The sequence below is a fragment of the Undibacterium hunanense genome (assembly GCF_014284335.1).
GTDB lineage: Bacteria > Pseudomonadota > Gammaproteobacteria > Burkholderiales > Burkholderiaceae_D > Undibacterium > Undibacterium hunanense.
This window is the reverse complement of the sequence record NZ_JACOGF010000004.1, coordinates 42,502-62,183: the sequence shown is the minus strand read 5'-3', so window position 1 is coordinate 62,183 and position 19,682 is coordinate 42,502. Positions and strand designations below refer to the sequence as shown.

At 49.9% G+C, this 19,682-nt stretch carries 18 protein-coding genes; 7 read left to right on the top strand and 11 right to left on the bottom strand.

From position 1 onward, the window contains the following. Positions 1–47 precede the first annotated feature (47 nt). Positions 48–380: a hypothetical protein gene (locus H8L32_RS09025; RefSeq protein ID WP_186946865.1), complete on the top strand. Its 333-nt coding sequence runs from the start codon at positions 48–50 to the stop codon at positions 378–380. Between the two features lie 110 nt (positions 381–490). Here the strand turns inward: H8L32_RS09025 and H8L32_RS09020 are convergent, their stop codons facing one another. The 6 genes from H8L32_RS09020 to H8L32_RS08995 all read right to left on the bottom strand — a co-directional run bounded on the left by H8L32_RS09020 (position 491) and on the right by H8L32_RS08995 (position 5,610). Continuing rightward, on the bottom strand, positions 491–1,105 hold the full coding sequence (locus tag H8L32_RS09020; protein WP_186946864.1) for a hypothetical protein: 615 nt from the start codon (positions 1,103–1,105) through the stop codon (positions 491–493). Between the two features lie 70 nt (positions 1,106–1,175). Then, positions 1,176–1,463: a hypothetical protein gene (locus tag H8L32_RS09015; RefSeq protein WP_186946863.1), complete on the bottom strand. Its 288-nt coding sequence runs from the start codon at positions 1,461–1,463 to the stop codon at positions 1,176–1,178. A 134-nt stretch (positions 1,464–1,597) separates the two neighbouring features. Continuing rightward, on the bottom strand, positions 1,598–1,981 hold the full coding sequence (locus tag H8L32_RS09010) for a nuclear transport factor 2 family protein (RefSeq protein ID WP_222619301.1): 384 nt from the start codon (positions 1,979–1,981) through the stop codon (positions 1,598–1,600). 217 nt (positions 1,982–2,198) lie between these two features. Then, the gene (gene dxs / locus H8L32_RS09005) at positions 2,199–4,043 is read right to left on the bottom strand and encodes a 1-deoxy-D-xylulose-5-phosphate synthase (RefSeq protein ID WP_186946862.1); all 1,845 of its coding nucleotides are present in this window, start codon (positions 4,041–4,043) and stop codon (positions 2,199–2,201) included. Between the two features lie 407 nt (positions 4,044–4,450). After that, complete coding sequence (locus H8L32_RS09000; protein ID WP_186946861.1) at positions 4,451–5,341, bottom strand: polyprenyl synthetase family protein; 891 nt, start codon at positions 5,339–5,341, stop codon at positions 4,451–4,453. Beyond that, positions 5,338–5,610, bottom strand: coding sequence for an exodeoxyribonuclease VII small subunit (locus tag H8L32_RS08995; protein ID WP_186946860.1), 273 nt, complete (start codon positions 5,608–5,610; stop codon positions 5,338–5,340). The genes H8L32_RS09000 and H8L32_RS08995 overlap by 4 nt, the downstream gene beginning before the upstream one ends. Positions 5,611–6,110: 500 nt before the next feature. Between H8L32_RS08995 and H8L32_RS08990 the strand changes: the two genes are divergently transcribed. The 3 genes from H8L32_RS08990 (at position 6,111) to H8L32_RS08980 (ending at position 10,831) form a co-directional block, all read left to right on the top strand. Beyond that, a complete protein-coding gene (locus H8L32_RS08990) occupies positions 6,111–8,474 on the top strand; it encodes a DUF1631 family protein (protein WP_186946859.1) in 2,364 nt (787 codons plus the stop codon). Between the two features lie 361 nt (positions 8,475–8,835). Beyond that, positions 8,836–9,840, top strand: a complete 1,005-nt coding sequence (locus H8L32_RS08985; protein WP_186946858.1) for a toll/interleukin-1 receptor domain-containing protein — start codon at positions 8,836–8,838, stop codon at positions 9,838–9,840. Positions 9,841–9,976: 136 nt separating this feature from the next. Then, entirely contained in the window at positions 9,977–10,831 is an 855-nt protein-coding gene (locus H8L32_RS08980; RefSeq protein WP_186946857.1) for a restriction endonuclease, read from the top strand. A 29-nt stretch (positions 10,832–10,860) separates the two neighbouring features. Here the strand turns inward: H8L32_RS08980 and H8L32_RS08975 are convergent, their stop codons facing one another. From H8L32_RS08975 to H8L32_RS08955, 5 genes are all read right to left on the bottom strand, one after another. After that, positions 10,861–11,817 carry a lipase secretion chaperone gene (locus H8L32_RS08975; protein ID WP_186946856.1) on the bottom strand — a complete coding sequence of 319 codons (957 nt, stop codon included), beginning with the start codon at positions 11,815–11,817 and terminating at the stop codon, positions 10,861–10,863. 119 nt (positions 11,818–11,936) lie between these two features. Beyond that, positions 11,937–12,869 carry a lipase family alpha/beta hydrolase gene (locus tag H8L32_RS08970; RefSeq protein ID WP_186946855.1) on the bottom strand — a complete coding sequence of 311 codons (933 nt, stop codon included), beginning with the start codon at positions 12,867–12,869 and terminating at the stop codon, positions 11,937–11,939. Between the two features lie 416 nt (positions 12,870–13,285). Beyond that, positions 13,286–14,446, bottom strand: a complete 1,161-nt coding sequence (locus tag H8L32_RS08965; protein ID WP_186946854.1) for an anhydro-N-acetylmuramic acid kinase — start codon at positions 14,444–14,446, stop codon at positions 13,286–13,288. A gap of 42 nt (positions 14,447–14,488) precedes the next feature. Continuing rightward, the gene (locus H8L32_RS08960) at positions 14,489–15,022 is read right to left on the bottom strand and encodes a GNAT family N-acetyltransferase (protein ID WP_186946853.1); all 534 of its coding nucleotides are present in this window, start codon (positions 15,020–15,022) and stop codon (positions 14,489–14,491) included. Between the two features lie 82 nt (positions 15,023–15,104). Next, entirely contained in the window at positions 15,105–16,424 is a 1,320-nt protein-coding gene (locus H8L32_RS08955; protein ID WP_329605168.1) for a M23 family metallopeptidase, read from the bottom strand. Between the two features lie 344 nt (positions 16,425–16,768). Between H8L32_RS08955 and tyrS the strand changes: the two genes are divergently transcribed. The 3 genes from tyrS (at position 16,769) to H8L32_RS08940 (ending at position 19,397) form a co-directional block, all read left to right on the top strand. After that, complete coding sequence (tyrS, locus tag H8L32_RS08950) at positions 16,769–18,037, top strand: tyrosine--tRNA ligase (RefSeq protein WP_186946851.1); 1,269 nt, start codon at positions 16,769–16,771, stop codon at positions 18,035–18,037. Between the two features lie 243 nt (positions 18,038–18,280). Next, on the top strand, positions 18,281–18,721 hold the full coding sequence (gene dtd, locus H8L32_RS08945; protein WP_162060782.1) for a D-aminoacyl-tRNA deacylase: 441 nt from the start codon (positions 18,281–18,283) through the stop codon (positions 18,719–18,721). A 7-nt stretch (positions 18,722–18,728) separates the two neighbouring features. Next, positions 18,729–19,397, top strand: coding sequence for a histidine phosphatase family protein (locus tag H8L32_RS08940; protein WP_186946850.1), 669 nt, complete (start codon positions 18,729–18,731; stop codon positions 19,395–19,397). Positions 19,398–19,682: the final 285 nt, after the last annotated feature.

The window sequence follows — 19,682 nt, the reverse complement described above, 5'->3', positions numbered from 1 at the left end:
TCTCGCTCAGGGTTAGATTGCCAAAATAATCATTTAAAAAATTTCCAATGCGACGAATTTCTTGTGACTACCATGAACTGGGTAATGCAGATTATGGCTCAGTTCTGAATTTCATTATTTCTTCCCCCGTGCAACACGGGGATTTGACGCATTTTCTTGCCGCTTGTCAGGTGGATACGTCAAAGGCTATTGGTATCATGAAGTCATGGCCCAACCACTTCGAAATTGTCCGCAATTTAAAACAGTTTGCGAACATCGATTTACCTCACCCGTCGCAATGGCGGGAGAGTTTATTATTTCAGGATGAATGGAATGAATGCGAAGTAGCAATCAATGTGGGCGATACGCTTATCTGGTATTGCTGGTCAACATCGTCTTGATAAATTACAGCGCGCGCAACGAAAGTTAATCCAGCATAAAATTCAAAGCATGATGAATACACAAAAACTATATATATCAAAATTCTGTTGTTGAATCCGAACTTCCAATCTCATCTCAAGAAATACATCAACCCAAACCCCACTGCCAAAGCTCCAGTCAGCAATTGCATCAGCACAAAAAACGATTTCACTTCACCGAAGTAGCGCCCTTCGCCCATGATCAGATTTTGCAGCCTGGTCGATAATTTCGCAGCTGTTGCAAAAGCACATGCAGATACCAGCGCAAGTATTTGGAAGGGGCCAGGTTCAGCGCTGCCAGGAGAAAGCTGCGGTGGAAGATCAAGAAAAAACAATACATTCCAGATGAGTATCATGGCGATAATCACACTCCAGCGCATGGGCATGCCCTGTGGCCTTGCCTGGGCTTTACCACTGGCTTGAAAACCGCACTGTGCAAAGCTGCTCAGTACCGTGTTACGCAGCCCCGGATACCAGAAAATAATGGTGCCGGGATAATCCGGGCGATTGTGATTGATGCGTATGCCGCTGGCGATGACGGGAATCAGGCCGTGCGGTTCAAATGAAACCACTTGATCCGGACTGAATTCATATTTACCCAAAGTCGTCAGTACAATTTTCTCTCGTGACACATTCAGCTTCGCAAACGGCCAGGAAGCGTTGATCCAGCCTATACGTGCCCCACCAGTAAAAGACGTTTCTTGCATGAAGCAATTTCCCTTCTTGATTATTTAATGCGTATCGACATAGGTAACTCGCCATATACTTCTTTTGAATTCATGGCAGCAATTCAAAAGGTATGGCCTCTTTCTGCAAAATCGTGACAATTCTGTCGTCGCGCTCAGACGTCGCGCGATTGAGTACCAGGGTGACTTTATTCTTTTTCATTGAAGTCCGCGTCCCCAGGTGACGTAACCACAATATGGTTTTTATCTGTGCATCTGTCAGACCAGCCTTAGGACCAAAGCAAAGCTTGAGATTGGCATGTTCTGATGCCGCCACTGTGGGGTGGCCAGGACCATCACAAATTGTTATCCCCGTGGATTCTTTGGATTCAGTCGTCATTACAGGCAAATGAAATTGGTATTGATCTTCACCGCATTTTCTGGCAGTTCATACTGGCTTCATCAGTTTGAACTGGACTTCCCCATCGTAGTCATCATTCGGGGCAAATCCTTGAATAGGCAAGTTGATCAAGCTTAGCTGATATCCTTGATTCTTGAAATCAGACCATCACGAAATTCAAATTCCGAACGCCCGTCCATTTCCAATACTTGCCCTTTCTTCAGGCCATTTGGCAAATCAATGGCGACCACTGCACGAAACTTGATACCTGCCACTGCGGTGTTTTCGCCGCTTTCGAAAAATATGATGTCTTGATACCGTTCGCTGAACAGTGCAACTGATTGCTCTGCAAGTGCTTTAAATTCGGCGACGCCAACGGTGTGCGCATTGACGACACCCATGGATATGTTGCTGAACTCTACCTCGGTATGAATAGTCAGCAACATCGCTGCAATATCCTTGCGGTTATAGGCGTCTATATAGCGATCTATCAAAGCGCGAATTTCGGTGGCATCCATTCAAGTCCTCTACTAACGTAACCATATCAACGACAGTACCCGAAATTATTCACTTTGAAAACCAGGCGCTGACACGCGTCGGGGAATTGTTTAGCCCTTCTGGCGATTTCCCTTCCCTGTAGTCTTGCATAAGCATTCTGTATAAGCATTCGTAATAAAGGCTGCTCGCAAGCAGCCTTTATAGATGATGGTGAATGCTTTGACCTTGGGTCAAACATCAATCACCAAAGCGCGCCCGCACTGACCGCTCGATACCTGCGGCATCCAGACCACATTGCGCCAGCAGTACACCGGGGTCGCCATGATCGACAAACTTGTCGGGCAAACCCAGTACCTGCAAGGGTTTGGTGATGCCAGCTTCGGCCAGTGCTTCAGCCACGGCAGAGCCTGCACCGCCCATGGTGCAGCCTTCTTCTACGGTCACCAATATGTCATGGCTGGCAGCCAGGGATTTGACCAGTTCCACATCCAGCGGTTTGATGAAGCGCATATTGGCTAACGTGGCATCGAGTTGTTCTGCCGCTTTTAATGCCGGTTGAACCATGGAGCCGAAGGCCAGGATGGCGATGCGCGTACCCTGGCGTTTGATTTCGCCTTTGCCCAGGGGGATGGTGTTGAGGTTTTTATCGGTCGGCACACCTATGCCGGCACCACGCGGATACCGCACGGCGGCAGGGCCGGGATACTGGTAAGCAGTGCTTAACATCTGGCGGCATTCGTTTTCATCGGAAGCCGCCATGACGACCATATTGGGGATGCAGCGCAGGTAAGCCAGATCATAATTACCTGCATGGGTAGCACCGTCGGCACCGACCAGACCGGCGCGGTCGAGTGCAAAAGTGACGTCCAGATTTTGCAAGGCAACGTCGTGTATCAGTTGATCGTAGGCGCGCTGCAAGAAGGTGGAATAAATGGCGACGACAGGCTTCAAACCTTCGCAAGCCAGACCACCGGCAAAGGTGACCGAATGCTGTTCGGCGATGCCGACATCGTAATAGCGTTTTGGGAATTGTTTTTCAAATTCCACCATGCCAGAACCTTCACGCATGGCAGGGGTAATACCAACCAGTTTGTCGTCAGCCGCAGCCATGTCGCACAGCCATTGGCCAAACACCTGGGTATAGCTTTGCTTGACTGGCGCAGCAGCTGGCTTGATGCCTTCTGCCGGATTGAACTTGCCTGGACCATGATACAAAACCGGATCAGCCTCTGCCAGTTTATAGCCCTGACCTTTTTTGGTAACCACGTGCAAAAATTGCGGCCCTTTGAGGTTTCTGATGTTTTGCAGCGTAGGGATTAAAGAATCGAGATCATGACCATCAATAGGGCCGATGTAATTGAAACCAAATTCTTCAAACATGGTGGCAGGCACGATCATGCCCTTGGCATGTTCTTCAAAGCGTTTGGCCAGTTCCAGCACGGGTGATGGCAAGACGGATTTGCCGACATTGCGGGCAGCCGCATAAAACTTGCCAGACATCAGGCGTGCCAGGTAACGGTTCAGTGCACCCACCGGTGGCGAGATGGACATGTCATTGTCATTCAGCACAACCAGCAGGTTGATGTCTTCATTCACACCGGCATTGTTCATCGCTTCAAAAGCCATGCCTGCGGTCATGGAACCATCGCCAATGATGGCCACTGCATGGCGGTCTTCACCTTTGGTGCGGGCAGCCACGGCCATGCCCAATGCCGCAGAAATGGAAGTGGATGAATGCGCCGTACCAAAGGTGTCGTATTCGCTTTCAACCCGACGCGGGAAGCCGGATATGCCGTTCAACTGGCGCAGGCTGTGCATCTGGTCGCGGCGACCGGTAAGTATCTTGTGTGGATAGGTTTGATGGCCAACATCCCACACCAGTCGGTCTTCAGGCGTATTGAAGACATAGTGCAGGGCGATGGTTAATTCCACAGTGCCAAGGTTGGACGACAAATGGCCGCCCGTCTTGGAAACAGAATCAAGCACATACTGGCGCAATTCATCAGCCAGCGGCTTGAGTTGCTGACGTGACAGGCCACGCAGATCAGCAGGGGAATTAATGGTGTTCAATAAAGTCGTCATTGTTATTTTCGTTACTTGGCTAAACAGATCTGATCACTCGCATTCAACAAGTGAACGGTGATCAGAACAGTTATCGCATTCTTCTATTTTAGGACTTACGCAAAACCGCCTCTTGCACTACTCGCAGGGTACCCTGTGACACCACTTGCTTCATTCAATACGTTGTACCGGTGCGCACAGCGCACCCTACAATACTGCACATTTCAGACATTTCAAGATGGTCTTAATCTTCATCTGGATGACATTACAACTCTTGCCGGCCCCGTAGGGTGCACCATGCGCACCGTTCGATTTGCCTTGCCGGTTTGTGGTGCTCATTGTGGTGCTCATTGTGGTGCTCATTGTGGTGCTCATTGTGGTGCTCATTGTGGTGCGCATGGCGCACCCTACGGTGTTACAAGCTATCTTCAGGCCTGGCGTTGCACGATCAAATCGGCAAGTTCATGCAAGAGCCAGGCTTTTTCGCCAAATTCAGCCAGCGCTGCATGCGCATCATGGCACAGTTGCGTTGCCAATGCGCGCGAGGCTTCCAACCCCATGAGGCTGACAAAGGTCGGCTTGTTGTCTGCAGCATCCTTGCCTGCAGTCTTGCCCAGGGTGGCTGAATCGGCAGTCGCATCCAGTACATCATCTACCACCTGAAACGCCAGGCCGATGGCAGCAGCATACTGATCCAGCGCCTGATTTTCTTGCGGCGACAGCGCTTTGCCACTCATGGCTCCCAGCAATACCGAAGCACGCAGCAAGGCACCGGTTTTTAATCTGTGCATCTGTTCAAGCTGTTCCCGATTCAGGGCGACGCCGACACTGGCCAGATCAATCGCCTGGCCACCGCACATGCCAACCGAACCGGCAGCCGTCGCCAGCAAGCGCATCATGGCCAACCGGCTGGTGGCATCACCATCCACACCTTCGGACAAAACCAAAAATGTCTGTGCCTGCAAGGCGTCACCTACCAGCAAGGCGGTGGCTTCGTCATACTTGACGTGTACGGTGGGCTTGCCACGACGCAGGGCATCATCATCCATGCAGGGCATGTCGTCATGCACCAGTGAATAGGCGTGGATCATTTCTACCGCAGCAGCGGCGCGACTCAACAGATCTGCAGGTGCGTCGAACAACTGCCCGGCAGCATAAACCAGCAAGGGGCGCACGCGTTTGCCGCCATCCAGTGTGGCGTAACGCATGGCGGCATGCAATTGTTGCGGAACGGTGTTTTCATCCGGCAGGAAACGCGCCAGGCTGGTTTCACATCCGGCCTGGGTTTGTCGCATCCAGTGTCGAAAATCCTCACTCATGCTGCGTCCTCTGCGCCATCAATGCTCAAAGGTTTGAGCATTCCAGCTTCCAGCACTTTGACTTGCTGTTCTACCTTGTCAAGCTGGGCTGCACAGTATTTAATCAATTCAGAACCGCGTTGGTAAGCGCTCACGGAAGCTTCAAGCGGTAATTCGCCTGCCTCCATACTGGCAACCAGTGCCGTCAATTCGGTCATCGCGGCTTCGAATGTCATGCCAGCCGGCAGTGATGTTTCCAAATGATTTGCAGTTGCTTGTTTTTTTGTCATAAAGAAATGTTTTGCATGCGCCGTTAATGAAATAAAGTGAAACCAAAAGTAAAAAACGGCGTTTGAAATAGGGTAAACCCAGCCAAGCCTGCTATTTTAGAGCAATCTTGGGAAAAGTATGTATTTAGTGTGTTTCTGATAAGCAATTTTAGGGCCTATCCTCAAACAGGATTCTTTTTTAGCAGTGCGCTACAAGATATACTTAAAAAGTCGCAGAAATTGCGTTTCGAACATTTCCATGTGGAAATTATCGGTATATAGTGGAAGTACATTACCAAAAATGCCTGTCTGAATTATGAGCCTGAAATCTTAATCAGGTGGTAATAAAATGTTTCTACCATAGTGCGTGTTTTGTACTTATGTCTGAAGCCTGCAAGCCTGCCACAATGTTTCCCTGGGCCTGCCGACTTGCCAGGAGTCCTGCTGCTTGCAGAATTTACCTGGCTTTTACCGTTTTGTATTTCAAGTATTAATAAAATAACCTTGATTTTATTGCTGCCATGTCGAATCCCGTCAATAAACCTGCATCTACCGGACCTGCCCTGCAGTCCCGGGATGAGGTATTGCGCGGTTTAATTCCACTGGCAACGCATTTGGTGGTGTCGCAGCTGGATGCCTTTTCGGCCCGCTTGTCGAATGCCTTCCTTGCCTTGTCCGAGCACAGCATGGATGCCCGTGAAGCCAACCTTAGCTTCAACGCCGGCCAATTACTAAAGAAAAATTCCTACGCCTTTTATTACCTGACTTCTGCCGGGTTTGAAAAAGGCTTCCGTAAAGAAATTGACGCCCTGTTGCAGGGTGTGCGTGCCATAGCCTCACCTGTTGATATCGCCCTGAGCCTGGTGACGTATGAAGAAATGGACAAGAAACTGGCCCTGAGCCGTTCCAGCCGCACACTGGAACTCGACAGTGCCGAGCAATATGCCGCGTTGAACATGCGCTTTGCCCACTTGATGGACCATGAAGCACTGAGCATTGCACAAAACCCGTTCCGCCCCGAAGTGTTCTTGCACACCATCTATGCAGCCTGGTGTGAATTTGACCCGGAGCTTAATACCCACGAACTGGTATTACCTTTGCTTCGTGCCGAAATTCTGTTTGACCTTGAACCGATATTAAACACACTGAATGAAGCACTGATTGCCAAAGGCATTCTGCCGGATCTGCATGAGTCTTTCCGCATACGCCGTAGCCGCAGCAGTGTAGAACGTCGCAAAGAAGCAACGGCGGTAGCAGCAACACCCGGCGACGTATCCCAAAAACTGCGTAGCTTCCTGTCTGGTGGCGGCCAAAACGCGGCCAATGATGGTGGCCAGTTCGCCCATGGCGGTGGTCACGGTGGCGGTGGCAGCGGTGGTCACGGAGGCGGCGGTGGTACTGGCGGCATGGGCGGTAGTGGCCTGGGTGGTATGAGTGGTGGTAATGGCGGCGCTGGCGGTATGGCCGGTGGTCATGGTGGCGATGGATCATCTGGCGACGGTCAGGGCGCGACACCTTATTCAGGTTTTGGCGCTGGTGGCGAACAACAGCAAGTGGCAGCACGTGCCCAGATGTTCCAAAAGCTTGCGGACCTGCAAAAGAGTGTCAAGCTGCAGCAATTGATGGCTGGCGCGCAAGACGTCTTGCGCCTGTCGCAAATGCGCGAGCAAATGCCCGAACTGGCCAATACCGGCGTAGAAAAAAATACGCTTGATTTGTTGTCACAGGTGTTCGATAGCGTCTTCCGCAATCAAGCCATCCCGCAACAGATCAAGGAACTGATATCTGTATTGCAGATACCAGTGTTGAAAGCAGCACTGCTGGACAAGGAATTTTTTTTCCAGGAAGACCATCCAGCACGTCGCCTGATTGAATTGCTGTCGCGCTACAGCCTGGCATGGGATCAGAAAAAGGGTCAGCAAGATCCGCTGTTCCAGACCATGCAGCGTAATGTGCATCGTGTGCAGCAAGAGTTTGACCAGGAAATCGCGCTCTTTGATGAAGTCGTCAACGACCTCGAATCTTTCATCAAGAAAGAGGAGGAAGAAGCATCCCAGGCCTTGCAGGCACCGATCAACACAGCGCTGAGAAAAGAAAAAGTCAAACAGGCCAATATGGCCGCCACCCATGAAGTGGCATTGCGTGTTGGTACCGGTGAAGTAGTTGCCTTTGTAGAAACATTCCTTGAAAGCCGCTGGACCAAGGTATTGACCCTGGCCTATAGCGTCAAGGAAGAAAAACCTTATGCCGTTGAAGATGCCATCAAAACCATGGATGACCTGATCTGGAGCGTCAAGCCCAAGATCACTCTGCAACAGCGCCAGGAATTATTGAATCGTCTGCCCGCCATTCTGGCCCGCCTGAACAAATGGCTGAGCCTGATCAAGTGGGAAGACGCCGACCGTGTGCAGTTCTTTGCCGAACTGGCAGAATGCCATGCATCCATCGTGCGTGCGCCGCTGGATCTGTCACCAGAACGTCAGCTTGAAATTGCCGTTGAAGTCGCCCAGCAAGCAGCTGAACGCCGCCTGGCAAAACGTGCTGAAGCCGAAAGCAAGGTTGAGCAGGAACCACCGCCACCGCCTGATGAACATGTGGACACCGTCACCGAACTGGAACGCGGCGTCTGGCTGGAATTCACCAAAAAATCCGGTGGTACCAACAAAGTCAAACTGGCCTGGGTCAGCCCCATGCGCAGTCTGTACATTTTCACTACGGGCGACAAAGACAAGACTTTCCAGGTCTCTGCCGAAGAACTCGAACAAACCTTCCGCGAAAAACGCGCGAAGATACTGGTACTCGACAAGGTCGTCGATCGCGCATTGATGGAAGCACTGGAAAACGTGCCTGAAGAAGAACAGGCTGAAGAACTCAGCCTGGCTTGAGTTTTTAGTTTTATCTCCCTCCTTAAATCTTTGACTCAAATCTCAAATCTACAGACGCGTAGGTTAACGACATTTGGCCTGTCGATTACTGTGTCAAACAACAATTGGCAACAACATTTTGGACAAAAATAGAAGTATTTCCCCTTTAAAGAAAGCAATACTGCTTCTTGTTCAAGAACTCCACTTTGCTTAGGGAAAAGAGTGCCTTCTTTTCGTCTGTTTCGTTTTAAACTGTTGAACACCACCGTAGATAAGTATTCAAATATTTTGCTTTGCCATGCATTAAATTGACAATATAAAAATATTTTTTGCTATTATTTAGTAGGGAAAATTAAATCGCGCAATTTATCAAGGACCCGTTATGGCTGAAAATCAGATTGAGCAAATAGCAAAATTATCAAATCCACTCGTATTTATCAGCCATGACACACGTGACGCTGAATTGGCGGAGGCATTTAGCAACCTACTAAAAAGCGTAAGCGCAGGCGTTTTAAAGTCATTTAGAACATCTGATCGCCGAGGCAATCAAGGCATTGAATATGGCGTGGAATGGTACCCAGAAATAATTAAAAACATACAAAGCGCTTCTGATGTTGTGTGTCTTCTGACTAAACGTAGCATCGATCGACCATGGATACTTTTCGAAGCAGGTATGGCTAAAGGCAAGTTAGATACCCCAATACTTGGCGTTGCGCTGGGGGTTGAGCTTAAAGACGCATCATCAGGGCCATTTGCACAATTTCAGAATTGTGGGGGAGACGAAGACTCTCTAACAAAATTAGTTTTTCAATTGGTAACAAGAATTCCAAATTCTGAGCCAGACGAAGATACTATTAATTTTCAAGTAGGTAAATTTCGTCAAACTGTTGTCGAAATTTTGAAAAAACTTGATGGGCCATCAGATATTACAGGAAAAGAATCAACATCGAACATTATTGAAATTGAGAACTCGTCTGCGAAACTATTTGAAGAAATTAAAATCATGTTTCAAGATTTGCCTTCTCGTATTGAAAAAACCACTCACTCCGAAGGAAAACGTAGAAGGCGGCGATTCCATCCTGGAATGTTTGAAGAAATGTTTCAATTTTCAAAAGATCCTAAAATTAGCATAAAAATGGCTCTTAGCCTATATCGCGAGAAAATGCCATGGGTTTACGATGAAGGAATCTTGTTACTCAAAAAGTTAGAAAGTTCGAAAGCTCCAGCAACAACCGAGCGTGCTATTAAAGATTTAGAAGAATTGCTAATGCGCAGCACTCGCAATCCATTTGTCGAGGAATTCCTAATTGAAGACAAAGAGGAATATTTTCTTTTCATGGAATTACCAAGACTCATTTTGCGCAACGTAATGGCTCTAGCGATTTGATCCCCGCTCCAAATGCTTGGAATACATCAACTATGTTATTGATTTACGCAAAAGGTTACGACTTAAAATATGGAAACGAAACGCGTTTACTTGCAATTTACTTTTGCCATATAAAAATAAGTACTTCAATCCTTTTATGACTACCCTAACCACTCAAGCACTACGCGATATAGTAATGCATGAGATTTTGAACTCTATTGAAATACATAGGAGGTCCCGTGAGAACAATGACGATGACTATGTAAAACCAAGTAGTGAATTGCCGACCGACGAGGAAATTGAAGATTTCTTACTATCAAATCCATTGATTGACTTTGAAACGGCACACCACTTGACGGATCCGGGGCTATTGGGATTTCATATAAACACTGCAAAAGTAACAGAAGCGTGGCTCGTTAAATTCAAAGAGCAAGTGTCATCATGGACAAAAACTAACGAGTGGCTAGCTGCAGATTTAGTCTATTACAACGACTTTGATGTCGTGGCACCGCCGACACCAGAAAAAGAAATTTGGATTCCTGACAATACTATTGCCCTACCTCCTGCATTCCTTTCCAACTCCCCAAATCATTTGATGTTAGCAGCAAAGTTACTGCGTGAAGGAAAGTTACTTTCAGATTTAAGCTGGCGCGAATTCGAGCATTTAATCGGTGAGTTACTAACGTCCAATGGATGGGACGTGACCGTTATGCAAGGAAGCAAAGATGGAGGAATAGACGTTCTCACAGAACGCAATGACCCAATTTTAGGTAGCGTTAAAGCAATTTGGCAAGCAAAAAAATATGTCGGGCACAAGAAAGTACAACTGAGTCACTTGCGAGAACTATCAGCCGTTGTAGAACACCTAAGAGCTACAAAAGGAGTAATTGTTACGACTAGTTCATTTACTAAAGGTGCAATTGACTGGGTGCAAAAAGATACTTATCGCCTTGAAGCAAAAGACGGAAAATTCGTAGAAAATTGGATACTCAGTAAATTATATGGTATCTAATCGAAGTTTATATCCAATTTCCCTCTACATCACTCATACGCAGACAAACGCCGCTGCTCATCTGCACTAAAAAACTGATTGCGTACCTGTTGCAGGGCCCCCTGCTTTTCTGATTCGCTATGAAAAGCCATTTCCGTACTCAGGCGATTTTTTTGGTCCAGGTATTGTTGTATGCGTGATTTCCAGGCTGCGTCTTCCTTGTCTACCTGTGCCAATCTGGCAGCAGCTTCGGGTGAAGTGGCGGCAGCGCGCATACGAAAGACTTCTTCATCGCTGGCACCATTGGCACGCAGGCTTTGTGCCTGTTCTTCCAGCCGGACGACCTGATAAGGCGCACTCTTTTCTTCTTTCAAGGCGGCGGGCAAGGCATCATCCAGTGCTTTCAGTTGTGCCTTTTTATCTTCCGCCGACAGGCTGTTATTTTCTGCAATGTCCATTCTTGCCATTGCGTCCTGGTCATAGGCATCATCAAAGCCAAACATGGCCAGGTTTTCACGATCGCTGAAATAACGCTGGCGCACTTGCTGCATGGCGGTCCAGCGCTGTCTTGCGGCGACACTCATGCCGGTTTTGCCAGGGCTAATATTTTGCGCATTACTTTCCACTGCCAGCAATGCCTGTTTGTATTGAATATAGCGCGCCAACAAATCTTTGGCTTGCTGGGCAGCTTTGCTACCCAGTTTCTGGGTCAGCACTCTTTCAATTTCAGCCTGAATTTCATCCAGTTTTTTTTCGCCGATGGCGGCCAGGTAATAATCAAACAACAGCCGCAGTTCAACATTGATCTGTAAATCACCGGCGGCATCCTGGCTGATTTTGCCATCACCCGTCGTACCTTCCATCGAGCGGACAAAATCAAAGCTGTGATCTGCCTTGCGCAGTTTGATGGGCTCTTGATTGGGCTCGTTTTTTAAAGCAGTAAAAACAAAAAAAGCAGCGACGCACAATGTCGTCGCGCCTGCAAATGCAAGATTACCTGTTCTCATTGAGCACCGCTCCTATGCATATCATTTAGCAATTTTTGCCTGGGCCAGATAGTGGTGCGCTGTCACTACGCCACCATCTGGTTTGCCTGAACATCAAAACTCACATCAAAGCCCTGCGATTACAGGCCCTGATTTTTCAAACGATTTGCATGCTGCCTGTATATCGTAACCGGATTGGTCTCAAAAATGTTGATCAATCCTATGGTCTGGTTAACTTCATCCAGATGATTCATCGCATAATCGTCACGAATCACCTTGCCCAGATGGGCGGAACAACTGGCGACCAGTCCATCATTTTTTTCTGATCCAAAAGCCAGTGAAGTCAGTGCCAATGCTGGATCGATAATATCGAGTACATTGGTATAAGGCTTGGCGCCGCTCCAGGAAAAATACGCCACACCTTTGGCCGTATAAGCACCTTCACCACAGGTCGTGGTGGGGATGCCTTCCGGATATTTGGCATTGAACTTCAGTGAACCGGCCGTGCTCAGTGAATTGGCAGCGGCCAGCGAATCTTGCGACAGCGTAGGTTTGCCGGACAAGAAACTGATGATCTGCGCCAGGCCATTAGTAATGGACACCAGCACGGTATTCGACAGTGAACCTGCCGGTGCAACACCCAGCAGTACATCTGCTACTTTGGAACCACGATTCACACCACCCACCGATGTCACGGACGCCACCAGATCAGGCCGGATGGAGGCGACATAGCGGGTGGTAGGCCCGCCATGGCTATGACCAATCAGATTGACCTTGCTGGCACCGGTAACGGCCAGTATCTGTTTGACCTGGGTCAGCAATTGCTCGCCCCGGACTTCAGTACTGTTGGCGGCAGCTACCTGGGTCACATACACCCGGGCACCATCGCTGCGCAAAGCGGAAGGAATCCCATACCAATAATCGACAGGACCGATATTGTCGAATCCAAACAGGCCGTGCACCAGCACGATCGGATATTTTGTTTCCGTATAACCTGATGCCCAGGATGGTGCCGGTAGCATCATCAGGGCGACTACACACACGAACAATTTCTTCATCATGCTTTTTTTCATTTTGTCTCTTTCTTTGTTATCGTTGAAATGAAACTCAGCGGTGCCAATGGCTCAGCTTCTGTGAGCTGGTGCTTGTGATGGCAGCCTCAGGCTAGGATCAGCAGCCCGGATTAGCAAGTTGCCATGCAACATAAAGAGAGATGAGAAAAGCCGGTTGTTGGAAAATTCCGACGATAGCAGCAGTATAAAAATGAGTTAAATCATTTATACGCACTCTAGGGAAGTGCGCCGCCAGAACAGGCGCGCAGTGTTTTAGATGAAATTCACTAAAATGAAGTCTTGCGTTTTCAACAGGAAAGTATTGTCGGTTAGTCACAACATGACAAAGGACGACGCTTGAACGGAACAAATGCCGCGTTCAACTCACCATTTCTGCGTGCTTTCCGCGTCGAAAAATGTGGGGCCAGGATCACCCATCAGGCCGGATACAACGCACCCAGGATGCGGTCGCCGGCAGCACCGGTGACATCTGCCAGATTGCCCGGCAAGCGCAAGCTGAACTGCCTGGCCAGCCAGGCGAAGGCCAGTGCTTCCACCTGCTCCGGGGCGACGCCCAAATCCGTCGTGCTGCACACGCGGGCGCGGCAAGCCTGTGCCGCCAGCAAGCTTTGCAAGCGCTGCATCAGTTGATGGTTGAAGGCACCACCACCACAGACATACACATGACTGGCCTGCGCTGCATGCCGCACGATGTCATTGGCTAAAGTCTGGGCAGTAAATTCACACAGGCTGGCCTGCACGTCCACTGCCTGCGCGTGGGCAAAATCGTGCTGCTTGCTGTGCAGCTTCTCTTGCAGCCAGGCCATATGGAACAAGTCACGCCCTGTGCTTTTTGGAGCGGGCAATTGCAGATAGGCTTCGGACATCAATTGTTGCAGCAAGGCAGGGATGACTTTCCCCTGGGCCGCCCAGGCACCGTCCTGATCATAGCTTTTGCCTTGATGTTTTTGTATCCAGGCATCCATCAATACATTGCCAGGGCCAGTATCAAAACCCAGGGTATGTCCATCTTCCGCCAGAATGCTGATATTGCTGATGCCACCAATATTGGCCACCACACGGCAACTGCCCGGCTTTCCAAAGACGGCGCGATGGAATGCCGGCACCAACGGTGCACCCTGCCCACCAGCAGCCACATCGCGGCTGCGGAAATCGGCAATCACATCCACGCCCGTCAATTCAGCCAGCAAAGCCGGATTATTGGTCTGGCGGGTATAGCCCAGTTCTGGCCGATGGCGTATGGTTTGCCCGTGCGCGCCTATGGCATGTATGCGGCTGCGTGGCGACTTGGCCTGCAAGACATGGACGCAGGCTGCGTAGCAATGCGCCAGCGCATTGGCCAGCAAGGCTTCGCGGTGAATTTCATTTTCGCCCGGCTGTTGCAAGGCCATGGCCTGCTGCCGTAAAGCATCATCAAAAGGCACATAGGCGCTGGCGATAATCTGCATGGTAGCCGTGGCTTCATTGCCATCTGCGGAGTCAGGAAAGCTGACCAGCACACCATCAACGCCATCCAGGCTTGTACCTGACATCAAACCCAGGTAGACGGGTACGCTGTTTTCTGAATGGTCTGACATGCTGGCACTCGCTTGGTTGATGGAAAGGGATTATTTTGAAGATTACAGCATTTTGGAAAAAATCCTGTTTTCGATTTTCTCTTCACCCATCTGGAATATGCTGACGGCGGTTTCCTGATAAGCCGCCCGTGGATAAAACTGCAGTGCACGTGCATTACCTACCCACACAGACAACCATGCCTGCTTTATCCCCTGTGCTTGCAGAGCCAGCTCCGCATCGGCCAGCAATCTTTGCCCTATACCATGGCCAAAAAAGCGGGGGTGCACGTATAGGTGATCGACTTCGGCCTGCTCAGCGTCGGGTATTGTAGATTGTGGACCGGGCTTGCCCGATGTAGTCTGGCAATAGCCAACCAGGTGCTGATCAGCCTCTGCCAGCAAGATATGGGTATGCGCCTGCGCCAGATAAGCACTGGTTCTGGCCAGCGTCAGTTCATCCAGCACATAACCGGCAATCGCCGGGCGTATGCCATGCACTGCATAGGTATCCAGCCAGACTTGCAGTATCAGCACCGTCAGCGCTGGCGCATCTGCGGCCACGGCTTTACGCACGGTAAACGCAACATGCCCGCTCATGCTGTCACCACGGTTGTGACAAAACGAGCGGGCATGAATGAAACTGGCGGGTACTTGTTCAAGCTGATGGCTTAATACAAGCTTAGCGCAATGCCAGTTTCATGGTTTCAGCCATGCGTTCAGGATGCAAGAGATTGAACCTGTGGTTCATATCACCGGCAAAACCTTTGAAACGGTTCATTTCATTCGCGGCCAATGGGGCGGCTTCCGTCATGTTGATGGACATGGGGTCGCGCGCTTCATTGTTGACGCGGAATTCATAGTGCAGATGCGGGCCTGTGGACCAGCCAGTAGTGCCGACATAGCCAATGACATCACCCTGACTAACCTTGCTGCCCTTGTGGATACCGGCAGCGAAGCGGCTCATATGGGCATAGGCAGTGCTGTAGTTATTCCAGTGCTTGAGCACGACCAGATTGCCATAACCATTGCTGGGGGCAGCTGAATCAACCACACCATCGGCGGAAGCACGTATCGGTGTGCCGGTAGCAGCAGCAAAATCAACGCCTTTATGGGCTTTCCATTGACCTGAGATAGGATGCACGCGCATGGAGAAACCAGACGACACGCGGGTAAATTCTATCGGCGATTTCAGGAAGGCTTTTTTCAGGGATTTGCCGTCAAAGGTGTAATAACCACCCTTGCCGCCAGTTTCTTCAAACCAGGCCGCCTGGTACAGCTTGCCGGAATTGCTGAATTCACCTGCCAGTACACGGCCCGTGCGTACACGTTCACCGTTTTGCCAAAAACTTTCATAGACAATATTGAAATAATCACCCTTTTGCAGGCGCTGGTAATCAACATTGGTCTCGAACATGGACTTGACCTGTTCGGTGACGTTATAAGGGATCAAGGCATCATCGGCAGCAGGGTAAAACGCCGTGCGGATATAGGCAGTAGCCATTTCCACACGTCGTTCCAGACTGGCACTGATGTCGGAAGATACCAATTTACCACCGGTATCACGCTTGATGACGATATTTCTGACGGGCTTGTCGGGGCCATCTGAGACGGTTGTCTGCAACCACAACAGTTCACCTTCATCATCCGTTTTGACTGCAACGGTCTTGTCTGCCCGGAACTGCAACATGCTGCGGGCAATACTGTCTGACTTGATAAACTGGCTTGCTTCGTCATCGTCAACACCGATGCGTTGCAAGAATGTACTCAATGGTTCACTGCTCTTGAAGGTCGCTTCCCTGGTGAATTGTTGCTCACTCGCTTCGAGCGCGGCAACCTGGTCTTCCAGTTTTGGCAGGGACAGTTCTTCGGTGATTCTCTTGACTGGCAGATCCGAAGCATCAGGTGCCAGCGGCGCTACGCCTACTGCGCCAAATGCGCAGACAGCAAAGAAAAGAGCGGAAACAGAGACGATGCGCGAAGCGCGCGTGGTGCCGAACAACAGTCTGCTACCAGAAGCTAAACGAAGTAATTTATCTGATGGACGCATGCAATAAGTTAAAATTGACTGTTTTTATCGAAAATTCGGGCTTGTTGCAGTCATTGAAGCGTGCACAAGATGCACAACATAGCAAGACTGCAAGGCCAAGGATGGGATTATAAAGTATTCACAACATCCGCCTGAAAATCACTGAGCAAGTAAAATTGCAAGTATCCGGCAACTTGTGACGCTTATCATTAATCCCGGCAATTTAACCAACACCCAGAATTTGGCAAAACGCTGATTATGGATTCAGATTGTGAATTCGACCAGCGGTGTTACAAAAAATTTGATGCAACTTTACTATGACTTCTGTACAAAATTCAAACGCTACTGACAAGGCCGAACAGGCCAGCAAAATCCTGCCTCTTTCTGATGCGGTGCAACACGCACTGGCGGTGACCAAACGCGGTGTGGACGAACTATTAATCGAGTCTGAATTCGCGCAAAAACTGGCACGCAGCGAACAAAGCGGCAAACCCCTGCGCATCAAGCTGGGCCTGGACCCGACTGCACCAGATTTGCACCTGGGCCACACCGTGGTACTCAACAAGATGCGACAGCTGCAAGATCTGGGCCATACGGTCATCTTTTTGATCGGTGATTTCACGTCCATGATCGGCGACCCGTCTGGCCGTAACGTCACCCGCCCACCGCTGACGCGCGAGCAGATCGAAGACAACGCCCAGACTTACTTCAAACAGGCTTCTCTGGTGCTGGACGCCAGCAAGACCGAAATCCGCTACAACTCGGAATGGTCAGACCCGCTGGGTGCGCGTGGCATGATACAACTGTCATCCAAGTACACCGTTGCCCGCATGATGGAGCGTGATGATTTCACCAAGCGTTTCAAGGCTGGCACGCCCATTTCGGTGCATGAATTCCTGTACCCGCTGATGCAGGGCTATGACTCTGTCGCCCTGAAATCTGACCTGGAACTGGGTGGCACTGATCAAAAATTCAACCTGCTGGTAGGCCGTGAACTGCAAAAGGATTATGGTCAGGAACCGCAATGTATCTTGACCATGCCTTTGCTGGAGGGACTGGACGGTGTTGAGAAGATGTCCAAGTCCAAGAACAACTACATCGCCATCACGGAACCTGCCAACACCATGTTCGCCAAGATCATGAGTATCTCGGACACCATGATGTGGCGTTACTATGAGTTGCTGTCCTTCTGCTCGCTGGAACAGATCGCCGCTTACAAGAAAGCCGTGGCCGAAGGCCAGAACCCGCGTGATATCAAGGTTGCCATCGCCCAGGAAATCGTGACCCGCTTCCACAACAGACAGGCGGCAGAAGATGCGCTGGCGGATTTTGTAAACCGTTCCAAGGGTGGGATACCGGATGATGTGGAAGAAGTCAGTTTGAGTGGTGCGCCACTTGGCATAAGTCAGTTGCTGAAGCAAACAAATCTTTGCGCCTCTACATCCGAAGCCTTGCGTATGGTGGAACAAGGTGGCGTGCGTATTGATGGCACAGTCATCAGTGACAAAGCTTTGAAGGTTGAAGCAGGGACGTTTGTAGTACAAGTGGGTAAGCGTAAATTTGCGAAGGTGACGTTGACGGCTTGATGGCTTGATGCACGCCCCACTTCCTGAGTAACGCGGAAACTCCTTCCCCTTCAAGGGGAAGGTTGGGTTGGGGATGGGGTTCAGCCACAAATCCTCGCTGCAATTAATATCACCGTCATTCAACCGCACCCCATCCCCACCCTCCCCCTCCCCTTGAAAGGGAGGGAATTCAGACTTTTATACGAATACGGTTCATGAACCGGTTAAAGCCTCTGTACCTGGATCAAATAAAAAATACCCCCCATGATCGCCCTACTACAACGAGTCACTGAAGCCAAAGTCGTCGTCGATGGCAACACCATAGGTGCCATCAATGCAGGCCTGATGGTGCTGGTCTGCGCCGAACGCGAAGATACTGAAAAACAAGCCGATGATTTGCTGAAAAAATTACTGGCTTACCGCGTCTTTTCTGACGATGCCGGCAAGATGAATCGGAGTGTCACTGACGTGCAAGGCGGCTTGCTGCTGGTGCCGCAATTCACGCTGGCAGCCGATACCAATTCTGGCACCCGCCCCTCTTTCACACCGGCTGCGCCACCAGAACTGGGCAGGCAATTATTCGACTACTTTGTCGCCCAGGCACGCAGCAAACATGCCCAGGTAGAAACCGGCAGTTTTGGTGCTGACATGAAAGTATCGCTGACCAATGATGGCCCAGTCACCTTCTGGCTCAAGACCAAATAAGCAAAATATGAAGCCTACAGAAATTTTACTGATACGCCATGGCGAAACCGCCTGGAATGCAGAACGTCGTTTGCAGGGTCACCTCGACATCCCCCTGAATGCTGAAGGCACACGTCAGGCCAAGGCATTGGCCTGGGCTTTGCAAAATGAAAAACTGCATGCGATTGTTTCCAGCGACTTGCAGCGTGCCATACAAACCGCCGGCGAAATCGCCCGCCTGCAAGGTATCAGTACCCGTATAGACAAGGGCCTGCGCGAACGCTGCTTTGGTGGCTTTGAAGGCAAACTGTACAGTGAACTGCCCAGCCTGTACCGCAAGGAATACAACGCCTGGCAAGCGCATGAGCCCGATGCCGAATTCCCAACCGGTGAAAACCAGGGCGAAACCATACGTCAATTCCACAAGCGTGTGATGGAACATGTGCTGCATTATGCGAAGCAATTTGAAGGCAAAAAAATTGCCCTCGTCGCCCACGGCGGCGTACTGGAATGCGCCTACCGCGCCGCCAAAGATTTACCCTTGCATGCACCACGTGAAGTCACCATTTACAACGCCAGTATCAATCGTTTTGAAGTGGCGGGCAAAGACGTGAAGCTGGTGCAATGGGGGGATATCGCCCATCTGGATGCGGACGGGCTGGATGAGATTAATCAGACCAAGATCGAGAAACATTGATTTGATATGCTGCGACAATACGGGTGGGCCTAGTACACCACTGTCTGATTGCGAAACCGCTCTCCGGCTCACCGCATTGTTCTTCATACGGAAGTGGCAGCTAGTCCTGCTACCTTCCACATCGTCATTCCTGCGAAGGCACACTGTTGTGCCAGAATAATGTGCTTGACTCGTTCTGAACATCAAGCACGAGCCGTGTCTTAATGATTTTTCCAGGTCGAAAACTTAATTCTGCAAATGAACATTCTTTGCCAGCGATCGTGCTTGAAGCTCCTTCCCCTTCAA

Coding starts and splice junctions, on each gene's coding strand:
- dtd (WP_162060782.1), top strand. CDS start 18,281: ATGATCGCCCTACTACAACGAGTCACTGAAGCCAAAGTCGTCGTCGAT.
- H8L32_RS09025 (WP_186946865.1), top strand. CDS start 48: ATGCGACGAATTTCTTGTGACTACCATGAACTGGGTAATGCAGATTAT.
- H8L32_RS08965 (WP_186946854.1), bottom strand. CDS start 14,446: ATGTCAGACCATTCAGAAAACAGCGTACCCGTCTACCTGGGTTTGATG.
- H8L32_RS08960 (WP_186946853.1), bottom strand. CDS start 15,022: ATGAGCGGGCATGTTGCGTTTACCGTGCGTAAAGCCGTGGCCGCAGAT.
- tyrS (WP_186946851.1), top strand. CDS start 16,769: ATGACTTCTGTACAAAATTCAAACGCTACTGACAAGGCCGAACAGGCC.
- H8L32_RS09000 (WP_186946861.1), bottom strand. CDS start 5,341: ATGAGTGAGGATTTTCGACACTGGATGCGACAAACCCAGGCCGGATGT.
- H8L32_RS08940 (WP_186946850.1), top strand. CDS start 18,729: ATGAAGCCTACAGAAATTTTACTGATACGCCATGGCGAAACCGCCTGG.
- H8L32_RS08990 (WP_186946859.1), top strand. CDS start 6,111: ATGTCGAATCCCGTCAATAAACCTGCATCTACCGGACCTGCCCTGCAG.
- H8L32_RS08970 (WP_186946855.1), bottom strand. CDS start 12,869: ATGAAAAAAAGCATGATGAAGAAATTGTTCGTGTGTGTAGTCGCCCTG.
- dxs (WP_186946862.1), bottom strand. CDS start 4,043: ATGACGACTTTATTGAACACCATTAATTCCCCTGCTGATCTGCGTGGC.
- H8L32_RS09020 (WP_186946864.1), bottom strand. CDS start 1,105: ATGCAAGAAACGTCTTTTACTGGTGGGGCACGTATAGGCTGGATCAAC.
- H8L32_RS08985 (WP_186946858.1), top strand. CDS start 8,836: ATGGCTGAAAATCAGATTGAGCAAATAGCAAAATTATCAAATCCACTC.
- H8L32_RS08980 (WP_186946857.1), top strand. CDS start 9,977: ATGACTACCCTAACCACTCAAGCACTACGCGATATAGTAATGCATGAG.
- H8L32_RS08995 (WP_186946860.1), bottom strand. CDS start 5,610: ATGACAAAAAAACAAGCAACTGCAAATCATTTGGAAACATCACTGCCG.
- H8L32_RS08975 (WP_186946856.1), bottom strand. CDS start 11,817: ATGAGAACAGGTAATCTTGCATTTGCAGGCGCGACGACATTGTGCGTC.
- H8L32_RS09015 (WP_186946863.1), bottom strand. CDS start 1,463: ATGACGACTGAATCCAAAGAATCCACGGGGATAACAATTTGTGATGGT.
- H8L32_RS09010 (WP_222619301.1), bottom strand. CDS start 1,981: ATGGATGCCACCGAAATTCGCGCTTTGATAGATCGCTATATAGACGCC.